A 14,737-nucleotide genomic window follows, 5' to 3' on the forward strand; every position below is an offset into this window, starting at 1 on the left:
CTCAATACTTTAGCGCTTTCGTCGCTTGTTCCATCGTTTGATCGTAGACCCAATCCAATCGCTCAAACTGTGACTCATGGCACCGAGTTCTAAGCCGATCGTCAAGGCTAGACACTCGATCGATGCCCGCTGGATGAACTGAATCGCTTGTCCGAAAGTGGCTATCACTGACGATTGTGCAGTTGTTTGCCAATCAACGGTGTTGCCGAGAAGCTGTTGAGCGATCGCGCCGCTGACGATTGCTACGATCGCAAATAAAGCAATCCAAATGCCGAGGTAAAAAATTCGTCCGATCGTGCCGATGATTGCGCCGTGGGAGAAAATCGATCGGTGCTTTAAATTCCGACGATAAGGAAGCCAAATCCACCGCAAAACGCCCCAGCGCTTGTACTGCTGCGAGTAGATATCTAAATCGGGTCCAAACATTAATCCAGCAAATAAAAAACCACCTGAAACGAGCAGGGTGAGATTGCCACTCTGAGTCAGTCCGAACGTTGTCGCGGCGACGATCGGTAAAGTCCAGAGGGTGATGCTGTCATGGGTACGACCAGAGGGCATTAGGTAGAGTTAAAAAAGAAATCTAGATCAAATCGTAATCAATTCTGAATTATCTGGTATATTAATTAAACGGTCATCGGGCGATTAGCTCAGTTGGTAGAGCGCCTCCCTTACAAGGAGGATGTCGGGGGTTCGAGCCCCTCATCGCCCATATAAAATCAATTCAAATCAACCAACGGCATCAAGCATCATCTGGCAGTACTTGTGCAATTGCCTCTACTAATTGCTCTGGCTCAACCGGCTTGACTAGATGGAGCTGAAATCCGGCAGCTAACACTTGTTGCTGATTGATCTCACCCGCGTAAGCAGTTAATGCAATTGCTGGAATTTGTTTACCTTCGGGGAGCTGTGATCGGATCTGGCTAATCAAGGTATAGCCATCCATTTGCGGCATACCGATATCTGAAACCAAGACATCCGGCTGCGCTTGCTCAAACTGTTGAAGCGCATTAGCGGCAGAGACCGCAGGAATGACGATCGCGCCTGCTGTCTCCAGTATGAATTGACTAAGTTCTAGAGTATCAGCCTCATCATCGACAACCAACACCCGAAGTCCTGCTAAAGCCGGAGCAGCTTGCGGGGCTGTCTTTGTCTCAGTTAGGGGAGACGCTTCAGGCAGCAGAGGAAGCTGAACAGTAAAGGTTGCGCCTTGATCTTCTCCCAGGCTTTCTGCTTTGACACTTCCTCCATGCAGTTCAACAATATGTCGGACGATCGCAAGCCCTAACCCCAACCCCCCGAAGGTTCTCGTAGTACTGCTATCTGCTTGGCGAAATGTGTCAAAAACATAGGGTAAGAACTCAGGTTTGATGCCTTTACCTGTATCCCTGACTTGAATTTGAGCCTGTGAACCAATCTTGGTTAATTGGATTTCGACTTGCCCTCCTGTTGGCGTAAACTTGAGTGCATTCGATAGTAAGTTCCAGACCACTTGCTGTAAGCGACCTGCATCTCCTAACACGGAACCCATATTCGCTTCAAATTCGGCTTGGATCTGAATGTTCTTTGATTCAGCAGCTAGACGAACAGTTTCGATCGCAGCCTCAATAGTTGATGCCAAGTTCACAGGGTAGGGGTTCAAGCTAAACTTACCCTGCAAAATGCGAGCGATATCTAGTAAATCTTCAATCAGTTGGACTTGTAGCTGGGCATTTCGTTCGATCGTGGCAAGCGCAGTTGCAGTTCTTTCTGCATCGAGTGTTCCTTTCTGCAACAATCTTGCCCAACCTAGGATTGGGTTCATTGGAGTGCGAAGTTCGTGTGAGAGAACGGCTAGGAATTCATCTTTCATTCGGTTCGCTGCTTCAGCTTGGAGTTGCGCCTGCTGAGCTTCTAGATATAAGTAGGCATTGTCTAGAGCAAGCGCTGCGCGTCGAGCCAATTCCTCAGCAAGCGACAAGTCAGCCAGACTGTAAGAATGACCAGATTCTGCCGAGATAAACGAAATTACTCCTAAAGTTCTTCCACGAACAATCAACGGCACTATCATGACGGATTTTAACCCTAGTGCCCGTAGAATCTGTAAATGTTCAGCATCACGTGCCCCAGCAATAAGCTGCTCCTCGGAAATCTCTGGATAGTACTCCGGTTGTCCAGTACGAAGCACCTGTGCTATCCCATGAGGAGCATTTAGATCGGTGGATAGCGACGATGAAGCTCTATGCCCCACTCTACCTTAGCTGAATCAATGTGAGCAGTTGCAAGCCGCTCTAGGGAACCTCCGGCATTGAGAATATCAACGGCACACCAATCTGCCAGTGTTGGAACAACTAACTGAGCGACGCTGCTTAGCGTAGACTGATACTCTAACGAAGAGTTCAGCACTGTCCCTGCTTCTGCTATAAACTGTGCACGGCGTTCGGCACTCTCAGCCGCTAAACGAGCAGACTGCTCACAGCGCAATAAGTATTCGCGTTCAGCTTCAACTTGTTTGCGCTCAGAAATATCTCGAATGATACTCAAAATCACAGCTTCAGTTTCAGTGACTGTACTTTGAGCACTGACCTCAACCGGAAAGGAGCTACCATCCTGACGACGGTGGACTGTTTCAAACAAAATCCCACGTTGGTATGCTTGGCTAAACTGGGCGTTGAGCGACGAGTAAGTTTCGGGCGATCGTAGATCAGAGATAGTTCGGGATAATAGTTCTGCACGGCTATAGCCGTAGGCATTGACTGCGGCTTGGTTGGCTTCTAGAATTTGCCCATCTCTCCGGATATATAGCACAATGTCACGGCTATGTTCAGAGAGTAACTGATACCGTTTTAATGCTTTCTCTGTCTGTTTGCGCTCAGTAATATCCAAAAGCGAAACAATCACTCGTTCATAGGATTCTGAAGGAGGCGGAAAAGTGATACTAAACCAGACCTGCAACTGTTGACCCTGTAAGGTTTGCAATACGGTTTCTGTAGCAAATTGGGTTCTCCCTGTAGCAATCGCCAATAGTTCCTCAATAAACGCTTCACGGGTTTCGGGGGTGAAGATTTGGGGCAATGAGTGCAATAACTCTGCTTTTGTTTGAGCACCAAATAGAAGTAGAGATGCTTGATTGACATCGCGCAGGCGCACCATCTCAACTGCTCGTTGCACAAATTCAGGATGCTCAGTGAAGTACTGTCGAAAATCTTGAACTCCTGATGTTTTGAGTTGGTCGATCGCGGCTTTTACCTCCGAGAAATCTTCTTCCCAAATTGAAACGCCCACTGCTTCAAAAATATAGCGATAACGCTGTTCTTGAGCAATCAGTGCCGTTTCCATCTGTTTACGATCCGTGATGTCAAGCGCAGTGCCGAAGAAATTAACCGTGCGTCGAGACCCACCTTCTCCCTCAAACTGGGCTTGTCCGTTTGCTAACACCCACCGTTCGGTGCCGTCCTTCCAAACAAGCCGATACTCAATCTCGTAGGTTCCTGACGATTGAGGATCAATCGCAGCATTCACCGCAGCCGCGACTCGTTCTCGATCGTCGGGGTGTATGCGCTCTAATACTTTTGGTAATGGGATTAAGACGGTATCTTCTGGTTCACCCCAGATTTCCCGCATTCGCTGATCTATCTCGACGCAATTGGTATCCAGACAGAGTCGCCAGCCGCCAAGCCGACCGACCTGAATCGCAAGCCGTGCCCACTCTTCCCTTTCTCGCAACGCTTGTTCTTGCTGCCTGTACTGTTTCTCGCGTTGTTCCAATTCTTGAAACCGTTGGCGTAACTGGGCCAACTCATCAAGCAATTCTTCTTTTGTTGTTTCCCGATCTACCATGTGAATGAGCCTGAAAAATAGGAACTGGATAGGAACGACGGAGTTCAGGTGCGAACTAATCCTAAAACTGCCTGTAATAATGCTTCTGGCTCAACAGGTTTAGGCAAATGACATTGAAATCCTGCTGCTCGTGCTTGCTGCTGATCGGCTTCACTCGCATAGGCAGTTAAAGCAATGGCTGAAGTTGGACGATCGCCCTGTTCTGCCTCTAAGGCTCGGATATACCGCAACAACAGATACCCATCCATTTCGGGCATTCCAATATCAGCAAGGAGAACATCCGGTTTTGTTTGACGGAAACACTCAAGCGCTGCTTGAGCGGAAGATACAGCAACAACAGAAGCCCCTGCCTCCTCTAGAATGAAGGTTGCTAGCTCCAAGTTATCAATCTCATCATCCACGACAAGAACCTGAATTTCCTGTAAAGCTAGTTCATTGTTTGCTAAAGTCTTCTCCTGTTCAGGAAGCGCTGGTATAGATAGAAGCGGTAGTCTGACCGTGAAGGTGGAGCCTTGTCCCTCTCCAGAACTTTCTGCCTGAATTGTCCCGCCGTGTAATTCAACAATTTGACGTGCGATCGCCAATCCCAATCCCAATCCCCCAAACGTTCTAGTACTACTGCTATCAGCTTGACGAAAATATTCAAACACGTAAGGGAGGAAGTCAGGCTGAATGCCTTTACCTGTATCTTGCACTTGAATCTGAGCTTGGGCATGGACAATGGTTAATCGAACTTCGATTTGACCTTGCTCTGGCGTAAATTTTACCGCGTTGGAAAGCAAATTCCACAGGACTTGCTGTAAACGACCTGCATCGCCTAGAACGTTAGCAACTTCTGTACCGATATTCGTTTGAATTTGAATATCTTTTGCTTCAGCAGCTAAACGAACGGTTTGAAGTGCAGCATCGATCGTTGCAGCAAGGTTCACTGGACAGGGGTTAACACTGAGCTTGCCTTGCAGAATGCGGGAAATATCGAGCAAATCTTCAATCAGTTGAACCTGAAGCTTTGCGTTGCGCTCGATCGTGGCTAAGGCAGTTGCGGCTCGCTGGGGGTCTAGCTTGCCTTGTCGGAGAATTCTCGCCCAACCCAAAATCGGATTCATGGGAGTTCGCAATTCATGAGACAGCACCGCCAGAAATTCGTCTTTGGTTCGGTTTGCGGCTTCTGCTTGGGATCTCGCTCGTTGTTCTGCTTCATAAAGCTGGGCACGAGCGATCGCTTGAGCACACTGTTGCACGAGCGAAAGCATGAACGCTCGATCCTCTAGTCGAAGCTGAGGTTGGTGCGTAAAAGTGATAGCAATGCCTCCGATAGATCGCCCTTCAACGATGAGCGGCAGAGAAATCCAGACCGGATAACTTGCTTGAGCATATTGTTCTGCTAAATGCGGATAGCGAGCGATGCGTTCTTCCAGTGGTTCTTCCCACATGGGTTGCCCGGTGCGGACAGCATCGGTTAAAGGTGTCCTTAGTGCCAGCGAAAAGCGTCTCCATTCGGAAGGAATCTCTGCTTTCTCGCCCAATGAGTGAATAATCTCCAACTCATTACCCTGCGGCGTGATCAGCGCGACTAAAACTGAGGCGGCGTTGACCACTCCAACGGTTTGTTGAGCAATGACTTCTGCCACTTGAACTGGAGTTAGTGATTCTGAGAGAGCAGCCGTCACGGATTGAAGCCGAGCGGTGCGATCGGCATTTCGTTCCGCTCGCTGACGGGCTTGTTCTGCCTGTTGATACAGCCTTGCATTGGCGATCGCCATCGCTGCTCGATCTGCCAAATCCTGAAACAGACTTAAATCATCTTGTGTGTGAGGATCAGCAGGAGAATGACGGGTGAGGCTCAACACCCCGATAGTTCCTCCTTGTACCTTTAAAGGCACCAGCAAAACACTGCAAACCTGAAAGCGCTCTAGGTAAAGGCGATACTCTGGTTGAATCGCAGCACTCAATTCTTCTTGCGAAGTCACAGCCATTAACAAAGGTTCTCCTGTTCGCGCCACGCGTCCCCCAATTCCTTCGGTGATGCGGCGCGGATATTGCTCTAGTAATTCTCCAACAAACGATCGAACCTCCAAATCAGGATGATAAAACGAGGCGTGTTCAAGGAATTGCCCATCATCGGCAAGCAGATTTAGAACGCAGACATCCTGAGTGAATTCACTGACCAGCCGAGTCACCGTGTCCAAAACAGCTTGCAAGTCCAAATTTGCTTCTGCAAAGGTTTGGGAAGCTTGAGCAAGAAACCGTTGGGTTTGCTCTATTCGCTTCCAATTATCAATATCGGTGCAAGAGCCAAACCATTTCACAATTTCACCGGTTTCATCCAACATCGGATATGCCCGTGATAGATGCCAGCGATAGATGCCATCCGCTCGTTTGATTCGCTGCTCGGCTTGAAAAATCTCCTTGTTGGTCACGGCTTTGATCCAGGCTTGGATAAAGCGATCGTGATCATCCGGATGACGAAAGCTGCCATTCGCATTTTGGCTTTCTTCTAAGGTCAAGCCTGTGTACTCAAACCACCGCTGATTGTAGTATTCGGTAAAACCATTCGCTTGAGCAACCCAAACCATCTGCGGAATTGCTTCTGCCATAAACCGGAGACGGCTCTCGCTCGCTTCTGCGCTGGCTCGCGCTTCTTGTTCTGCTTGATAAAGCTGCGATCGCCGAATCGCTTGAGCACATTGGCGAGCTAATGCGAGCATAAATGCCCGATCCTCTTCGCAAATGGGATGTGCCTCCGTAAATCCAATTCCCAGCACACCGAGCACCTGATCCTCAGCGATGAGTGGAATTGCCGCGATCGCGCCTGATGAAATCTTGTTCTGCAAAGCCGCAACTTGAGGATATGTGGTAGTTGCTTCAGCGATAGATTGCAGGAAAACAGGAGTTCGAGTGTGAATCACATGAGCAAGCGGTACAGCTGCCGTGACAGGAAATCGTCGCCATTCTGACAAAGCATCAGGAGAATATCCAATCGATCGAATTAGTTCCAGTTCTTTTTGATCGGTGCTGAGCAGCATGACCAAGCCGCGACAAGCTCCCAGCGCAGCTAATGCTTGTTTAACAATCACAGTTGCCACATCACAGGGAGTCAATGCTTCAGAAAGAGCGGCGGTAATACTTTGCAGACGAGCTGTGCGATCGGCAGATCGAGCCGCTGCGATTTCAGCTTGCTTGCGTTCATTCTCAACCCGAATGCGTTCTGCTTCGCGGTGCTTCGCATCGTTAATATCCGTCGTGACCCCGACCATTCGGATTGCTTGACCCGCGTGGTCGAAATAAACTCGTCCCTGGCTGCTCAACCAGCGAACGGTTTGATCGGGACTCAGCACTCGGTATTCATGAAAGTAGTCTTCTTTTCCAGCGATCGCTTGCGCTAATGCTTGAATTAAACTGTCCTGATCGTCTGGGTGAACATTGCGGAAAAAGTCTTCTGCCGTCCCTGCTTGCACTCCCCAAACTTCAAGGGCGTTTGGAGAGCAAACCACCTGATGGGTTTGCAAATCCATATCCCAAGCAACAACCCCTGCAGAAGTCAGAGCAAGCTGAAGGCTTTCCTCGGCTTGTTTCAGCTTCAATTCAGCTTGTTTGCTATCTGTAATATCGTGCGAGATTCCTAGAACTTGATGCGGTGCGCCAGCTTGAGTGCGAGAAAAGACCTGATCACGGCTCCACAACCAGCGCCATTCTCCATTTGCATGACGCATTCGGTATTCTCGTTCTATTACATCTCCATCTTGTGCCTGATTGAAGCGTTCCAGATGAGCAGGCAACGTTGCAAGATCATCGGGGTGCATCAGCAATGGAAACAATTGATTGCCCATTGCCTGAACCTGCTCGATCGTGTATCCCAAAATTTCACCGACTTGGCGATTGGCATAGACATTGCGCTGCTCAATCAAGTCGTAGATATAGAGAACTCCGGGTATCGCGTCGGCAACTTGCTGAATAAAACGCTGGCTTTCTTTGAGTTGTGCCTCGATCTGCTTCCGTTCGCGAATATCCTGAAAGACAACCACACTTGTTGGGGGTCGATCGTACATCGCAGGCAATGTATCTGCGTAGACTAGGAGCGGAAAAACGCCAACGGGAGTGTGCCAGTTGATTTCAGTTCCAGCGATTTTCTCGCCCCGCGCAGCTCGAATAGCTGGTATCTGCTCAGGCGGGAGAAACCTCCCTAACTCATCGGTGCAATGATAGTCTGCGTTGTAGACTGCTCCGACCTCCTCGGCAATATTCACGCCTGCGATTGCATTTGCTGCCTGATTCGAGAAAGTGACTCGCATTTGTTGTGGATCAACCATCATCAGCGGAGTCGGCAGCAAATTGAGCGCTGCTTCTAGCCACTTCCGTTCATTGATTTGAGCATCTGCCTGTTGCTGTTGCGATCGAAGTTTCTCGACGGTTTGCTGAAGTTTAACAATCTGTTCTTGTAACCGTATATTTCTTTCTTGTAGTGCAAATATACGTCCTATGAGCAACTGATCAGAACCTGGATCAACGCTTTGCATTGCTACAGTGGGTAGGCGACTTGCCTCATTGTTGCAATCATCTACTGTATTACTTCCGGCAAAACAATAGTGCGAGTGACGTGCATAATGCTCTACCAATTCAGAACGAGAAATGCCTAATTCTCCTGCCTGCTGCTGCAATCGTTGCCAAGCAGTTCTCGTCAGAGATAGCTTGACTGCGTGTTTTTGTTCTCCATCCCAAGCTTGAATAAATTTGCCTGTCTTATCACGCTTCATTGAGATGCTGCCGTATGCCCATATGGATGTTTTATTAAATCTGATTGACTCTAACCCTGCCTATCCCTCTCAGGGTAGATACAGCGGTAAGCATAGCTCATAGTAAAGACCCGACCATCGTACTTGTGAAATCACAACGGCTGACCTATTGGCACAATCTGATGGCACAACTTAACTTATTTAAAAGGCTCTAGAACCCAGTTCTAGAGCTTGAAATTCTTGAAGGCGGCACCCAGATTCGAACTGGGGGTGGAGGTTTTGCAGACCTCTGCCTTACCACTTGGCGATGCCCTGGTGGGTTGCTCTAAAGCCTCGCAACCAAGGAATTTCTAGAGGCTCTAACTACACCAAAATATAGGAATTTATGCCAGTCAATTTCGAGTTTCTTGCTCATATCATGCTCACGGGGGGCAAAGGTCGGTTGGGATTGCGAAGAACGCGATCGTGTTCCCGTTGATGAACGTCATCGCCTATCCAGTGATGGTACGTTTGGCAATGCTCACGTTCGCTATGACCCATTTGCTCGGCTGCAAGCGTTGTTGACACTCCATACTCAACAGTCCTTACCGCCCAGCAATGCCGCAAATTGTAAGGCTTACGGAATCCATAGCGCGCAAAGGCATTGATTACGCGATTCCCTAATGCCGCATTGGTTTTTCCCGTGACTTGTGGAACAAGCGAGATATTCCATAAATGCCACTGGTCGTACCATTCTGGATGATATGGGTACACCTTACGCCTACCCGTCTTCCCGCCCCCGTGAAGGTTGTCTGTGAGTATGAGGATGGGTGACTCTCTGAGCGATTCAAGATCGACATGGAAGATCTCGTGATCTCTTAGTCCGTAGGTTGCCATAAGTCCGAAAGCCCATTGCCAACGCTCGTTATTAATGAGATCTCGCCACTCACTGATCTCTTTGTCCGTTGGCAAGTCTCGTGGAGTAAGTCGTTTTGGGGAGTAATCCCCTCGCAATGCCCTAGTGTCCAAATCAACCCCTGCGAACTTTGCTAACCGTCGTAACGCATCAGTTCGGCGCTTCCGATTGCGAGTGTCTGGTTCCGTATCAAGGATTGACTGACGCAAAACCTCAGCCGTTAGCGGCTCATCTGGGGGAAGCTGTCCAAAAGGTTGCTTGTAGTCAGTTTTCCATGTGGTTTCGCTTTTAGGAGTGCGCGATCGACGGTTGAAATACTCGATTTCATACCGCTCGATCCATGCTGCAATCGTCTCTGGCTGATCTTGCTCAGGCTCCACCCAATCCGACCATTGGAACTCTCTTAAGCCGATCTGAACAGATAGCTTTTTGGCTTCTAATTCCGCCCGTTTTAAGCCTGCGGGGTTGTTTTGTAGTCCTAATGAGATGTACTGCCATTTAGGGCTTCCATCACCGTTCTTAGGCGGAACTTTCGCACGTAGGGACAGCAGAGACCCCTTTCCCCTAGCATGAATCGTCACGCCAAGATTAGCCGCCTTCAGACGGTCGTTTACCTTCTCTAATGTCATTTGCTTATCAGGTATGATTTGCGGCGTTCAGGAGGTGTACAAAGCTGCTCCTGGCAGCGATCTATGTGAAATTGCAGCGTTGCTCTCCTGGAACCATTCGGAGCCACATCGCGGACGTGGTAGCCCATTTTGAACATTCCCGATCGGTATAACTCTCTCAGTTTTTCGGCAGGCAAATCAAGAGAGATCGCGGCATCACTCGTAAATAACCAAGTCTTCATTTGTGGGGAATTCTGTAGGGGTCTGAGGGAGAGCGGTAGCAACTGCCTCCGCTCTCAATGAAGGGTGCTTAGACTGTTAGGGATGGCTGATTCCCGCGATCGCCTTGCTTGTGATCATCTGCAACCGTGACGGCTGCGACATTGATAGTTACTGCGATCTGTGAGGAGATCTCGCGCTCCGGTTGATCGACCGATACAGCATGAGACTCAATCACCGGAATCTCGCAAGGAACCTTCGCCTGAAGCCGCGCCCTAGCTGCCTCTAATGCTTTTTCTCGGTATGCCCAAGCAATGTCCTGATCCTCTCGTTTGATGCGGTCTAAGCAGGTTTCATAGACGCGCGTTTGATTCCCGCGTGCACCAACCTTTCGGTCAACAACCATCGATAGACCGATCTTCTTAAGCAACTTCCCGACAATCTCAGAGGGAGTATGGCGCTTGCGACCTCTAGAATCCTCGTATTCCTTGGCAATGCTCAACCCGAAGTAGTATCGAAGATCTTTCGCAAAACGTACCGCCCAAGCCTGAATCTTGAGGCAAATTTCATCGGAGTTTTGGAACTGGCTCTCACGGGCAGATAAAGCAAGGATTCCGCTTTGCTGCAATAACAACGCTTTCATGTACCGCTTAGGCAATCTATGGGTCAGTCCCAATTCATCGCCACAAACCTGAGAAACCAAGTCTAAGTCGAGTTCTTTGGATGCCTCTAGATTCTCGATCGCTGCCTGCATTTCAGCACCCCGTCCTAATTTGCCTTTGGATTTCGTTAAAAGCCAGAAGCAATCTTGAGTGTCGTCAAAAGCGATGCCAGGGTAAGCTTCCCGATAAATCGTTTTACGTGCCCGAAACTCGTCTTCAAGGCTGCATTCCGAAGCGAGAATCTTTTGGGCATCTTCGATCGACTCGCAAGCCTCAACATTGGCGATCTTCACTGCATCCTCAAGATCGATCTGTTCTTGGATTTGGGATAGGTTAGACGCTTCGTTTTTGTCTGTTCCCCACTCAACAGGTAAGACCGTGTGACCAGCTTCACGAAGCACAGAAGTTAGATACTCTTGAGAGATTGCCTTTTGCGCCCCCCGTAAGGCGACCATTTCGGAGTAATAATCTTGCGCTGCCAAACGTACCGCCATCTTGCGATCGTCGGTTTCGTCTAGTGCCTCGATCGCGAAATGTTGCGAGATAAACGCCCGTTCCTTGTCGAGCCGTTCCTTGACATTTGCAGGACGCAATAACGACTCATCGCCACGGGTTAGCACAAACTTGGGAACACAAACGAAGCGCTCGACGGTGGGACGGTAGCGACCTAGCATCTGCATCCACCCGTCCGGATCAATGGCTCCCACAAAGAAACCATAAACCCCGTCAAACGCCCCCTCTAGGGTGATCGAGACTCCAGTTTTCACGCTTGGAGAGCAGATCAAAACGTCCGGTTGATTTGCCTTCAACCACTCATCAGGACTATCGAAAAAGTCAGCAAACGCACCGCCCCGGTTGGTCTCGGAGTCGATTCTGGCGATCTTCTTTCCTGGAAACTGAAGTGCGATTCTGCGCTCGATTTTTTTACTAGCAGCTTGCGAGTCGGTAAGGATTAACTGTTTCTTGAATTCCGCATCGCACAGAAGTTTGAGCATGAAGCCGTCTAAGCGCCCGACCCCAAGATCGACATTCCACGCTGCATTATGGCGATGATGCTTGAAGTATCGGATATTGTCAGATCCAGAGAACTGCTTGAGTAGTTCTACAGAACGCGGGTGAATCTCAGCCTCAGCCGCAACGATCGCGCCACCAAAACCCGCAATAAAGCAGATTTCCGAGAACCGATCAAGAATTTCCGGCTGCTTGCTTCCGAGTGTGTTGCCTTGGATCAGGTAATCAAGCCCCTGGTTTAGTTCATCCAGAACAATCATCAGTGGTCGATCCGTGAGAAACCATTGAGGAATTCTCAGTAGCGAGTTAAAACAGATTGCCGCTCCGTGGCGTGCTGAAATGTCTCGGCAGAACATCGCGTAGCCCTCAGCACTAGTCAAGTCGTAATCAGAGCTATGGGGAATGTTCGAGAGCTTCGCGCCTTGTGCCCCAAGCGACAGTAACGGATCGAGCCGTAGGACGTTCCCACCGTTGGCGATCCATTGTCGAGTAAGCGGATTAATACCTGTATGGGACTTACCCGCCCCCATGTTCGCCTCGATCAGTGTGATTGAGCCGATGGGAATTTCGGAGGGTAGCTCCGGTAAGTAATTGCCTTCAGTGTCTCGATCTGGTGTGATTGAGAGCGTCTTTAATCTAATGATGATATTTCGGTATTGCTGAGAGATGCCCGTTACTTTCCACTCGGTAGGCGTTAGGGCAATTCTCATGGTTTGATCGAGCCAATCAAGCCCCATCTTCACCGCCGCATCATCGATCCCCTTGCCGCATGATTCATGCCACACAGCAATACGGACTTTGCAGCTAAGCGCTCCTAGTGCTACTGAGAGTTTGCGAATCTCGCGAGAAACATTCTTCACCGTCTTAGGTTTGGAGTCCTGGTCAAAGACGATCGTGATCTTCCGTCCCTCTGTAGCGAATTCCTTGAGTAACGGGAAAAGCTCGGTAGTGCCTTTGTAATGCCACATCGATACGCCACGAAGCGCAATCGCGGGATAACCTTCCTGAGTGAGCTTGACTGCTTTTTTCCAGCCCTCAGTGATGACAATAGGAATGTTGCAACGTCTCACACAAAACCAGAAAGTCTCACCTTCCAAGGGACGGGAGCCGTATTTCTCGTAGGTCTTCTCTGCAACTTCATCAGTAACGGAGGGTAAGAGTGGGTGTCCTTCCGCGCCCTTGGGTGTTTCGTACTTGACTGGCTTTTTCTGCTCAAAGTCAAGCCTTGGGAACTGCGGCTTGAAGTAGGCAATATCACCCGAATCGCCGTCCAATGTGCAGCCAAAGGTGATCCAACCGCCTAACTTTGCGAAGTCGTAAACCTTGAGCAAATATCGCGCGGTGGCATCAACGCGACTCACTACGTTATGTCGCTTTGTTTGGGCGTGTTCGATCAACGGCTCGATCGCTTCATCCCCTTGGGTAGTCCTAAAGTTGAGCGCTGTCATCTCATCAGAGATGCCAGAAGACTTGATATCAGAGATCGCCCATTCTTGCGTTGTTTGAACCTTGCCACCGATGTCGGGTTGGGTATAGCGTGAAGCGTTGCGCCCAAAACCCCGAAACACGGTAGAATTGTTCGGGTTAGAACAGTCTGAAAGATTGACAGCTTGATTAGCGCCGTATAACATCGAAGAAGCGAGCCATGAACTCGCGTTACGTTTGCCGGAATCGACATCGGTAGCCTGGTAAGCTTTGAACCGAGTGTCGAGAAGAAATTGAACCGCCTTGAAGGATTGCACTCCTCTAAGGCGGTTTTCAATTATAGGTATGAGAATTGTTCGCTATTGGGTGGTTGTGAGAGGATTTCCATCTCCTCCGCCAGTGCTGCGTTAGTCGCTTCGGTTAGCGAGATCCCCTTGTACAGCAAAGGCACGATGATGTTTTTGCCTCGGTTGTAAGGGAACATATCCAGCATTTGCTTGACGATCGGGGACTTCATCCGCTCATCCATGAATCTTTGAAAGTCGATACGTGCTTCTTGGTTTTCCTCGGTCAGCACTTCTGAAACTAGCAGCCAATACATTGAGTCCATAAGTTAAAATCTCCGTAACAACATTTTTTGAACGTCCTTCGATTGCCTAATGGCTTTCGGGGGCTTTTGCTTGGGTTAGTCCTGTCGAGCGACGCTCTAAGAATTCTTGAAGCGCCAGTCCGATCAGTCTGTTGCGTGGAATGCCCGCTTCCTGTGCGTATACCGTCGCTTGCTCCAACAGAGGGCGTTGGAATCTGACGGCGGTTGGCGGGTACTTATGTCTAAATCGATCCATCTGGGTTCCTCGCTTGCGGTCATACCGCTACGTTGTTTTCTCTGCAAAATCGGTCTTTTTCTCGGTCTTTTGGTATCGATGGATACCGTTCTAGAGAAAACCTTGGAAAAGATACGCCAAATTGCTTAAAAGTTCAGCCAAATGGCGTAGGCGGTGCTTAAGGTTTCGTTACGATTAGTGGATGTAATACCCTCGATCTCGCAACGGTGAGATTGTGATTTTGTGTAAGTTCCAAAGTCTCCGCTTCACAGTTCGCATGAGATGACGCTTCTCTCGGACATCGAAGCCAACGTACTCTTGCATCAATTGATAGTCGATCAGCGTACTGCTGTTGCTGTTGATGAAAAGATCTTCTAGTACCAAAGTCTCTGGGTTTGCCTGCTGTGCCATTGTTCACCCTCAGTAAATGGTTGTCTGTTGAACCCATAACAATAGAACACTATTTCTCGGATTCCGACCAGTATGTACTTAAGAACAGTCTTGTGTTTCGGTTCGGAGGCGATAGTTATACGCACCCTAAATC

At 49.1% G+C, this 14,737-nt stretch carries 10 protein-coding genes and 1 tRNA gene; 1 reads left to right on the top strand and 10 read right to left on the bottom strand.

Annotation, left to right across the window (positions count from 1 at the left end):
• Nucleotides 1-9 precede the first annotated feature (9 nt).
• Entirely contained in the window at nucleotides 10-558 is a 549-nt protein-coding gene (locus NC981_RS21535) for a metal-binding protein (protein WP_190375698.1), read from the bottom strand.
• A gap of 78 nt (nucleotides 559-636) precedes the next feature.
• Here NC981_RS21535 and NC981_RS21540 point away from each other — a divergent pair.
• Nucleotides 637-709: transfer RNA gene (locus NC981_RS21540), tRNA-Val, on the top strand.
• A 30-nt stretch (nucleotides 710-739) separates the two neighbouring features.
• Here NC981_RS21540 and NC981_RS21545 read toward each other — a convergent pair.
• From NC981_RS21545 to NC981_RS21585, 9 genes are all read right to left on the bottom strand, one after another.
• On the bottom strand, nucleotides 740-2,227 hold the full coding sequence (locus NC981_RS21545) for an ATP-binding protein (RefSeq protein WP_348244787.1): 1,488 nt from the start codon (nucleotides 2,225-2,227) through the stop codon (nucleotides 740-742).
• On the bottom strand, nucleotides 2,188-3,816 hold the full coding sequence (locus NC981_RS21550; protein ID WP_348244788.1) for a PAS domain S-box protein: 1,629 nt from the start codon (nucleotides 3,814-3,816) through the stop codon (nucleotides 2,188-2,190). The genes NC981_RS21545 and NC981_RS21550 overlap by 40 nt, the downstream gene beginning before the upstream one ends.
• A 44-nt stretch (nucleotides 3,817-3,860) precedes the next feature.
• The gene (locus NC981_RS21555; protein ID WP_348244789.1) at nucleotides 3,861-8,570 is read right to left on the bottom strand and encodes a PAS domain-containing protein; all 4,710 of its coding nucleotides are present in this window, start codon (nucleotides 8,568-8,570) and stop codon (nucleotides 3,861-3,863) included.
• A gap of 390 nt (nucleotides 8,571-8,960) precedes the next feature.
• Complete coding sequence (locus tag NC981_RS21560) at nucleotides 8,961-10,073, bottom strand: site-specific integrase (protein WP_348244790.1); 1,113 nt, start codon at nucleotides 10,071-10,073, stop codon at nucleotides 8,961-8,963.
• Complete coding sequence (locus NC981_RS21565; RefSeq protein WP_348244791.1) at nucleotides 10,070-10,294, bottom strand: hypothetical protein; 225 nt, start codon at nucleotides 10,292-10,294, stop codon at nucleotides 10,070-10,072. The genes NC981_RS21560 and NC981_RS21565 overlap by 4 nt, the downstream gene beginning before the upstream one ends.
• A 68-nt stretch (nucleotides 10,295-10,362) precedes the next feature.
• Nucleotides 10,363-13,686, bottom strand: coding sequence for a DUF3854 domain-containing protein (locus NC981_RS21570; RefSeq protein ID WP_348244792.1), 3,324 nt, complete (start codon nucleotides 13,684-13,686; stop codon nucleotides 10,363-10,365).
• 20 nt (nucleotides 13,687-13,706) lie between these two features.
• Nucleotides 13,707-13,979: a hypothetical protein gene (locus NC981_RS21575; protein WP_348244793.1), complete on the bottom strand. Its 273-nt coding sequence runs from the start codon at nucleotides 13,977-13,979 to the stop codon at nucleotides 13,707-13,709.
• A 46-nt stretch (nucleotides 13,980-14,025) separates the two neighbouring features.
• Complete coding sequence (locus tag NC981_RS21580) at nucleotides 14,026-14,214, bottom strand: hypothetical protein (protein WP_348244794.1); 189 nt, start codon at nucleotides 14,212-14,214, stop codon at nucleotides 14,026-14,028.
• A 174-nt stretch (nucleotides 14,215-14,388) separates the two neighbouring features.
• Nucleotides 14,389-14,604 carry a hypothetical protein gene (locus NC981_RS21585; RefSeq protein WP_348244795.1) on the bottom strand — a complete coding sequence of 72 codons (216 nt, stop codon included), beginning with the start codon at nucleotides 14,602-14,604 and terminating at the stop codon, nucleotides 14,389-14,391.
• Nucleotides 14,605-14,737 lie beyond the last annotated feature (133 nt).

The organism is Leptolyngbya sp. DQ-M1 (assembly GCF_039962505.1).
GTDB lineage: Bacteria > Cyanobacteriota > Cyanobacteriia > Leptolyngbyales > Leptolyngbyaceae > Leptolyngbya.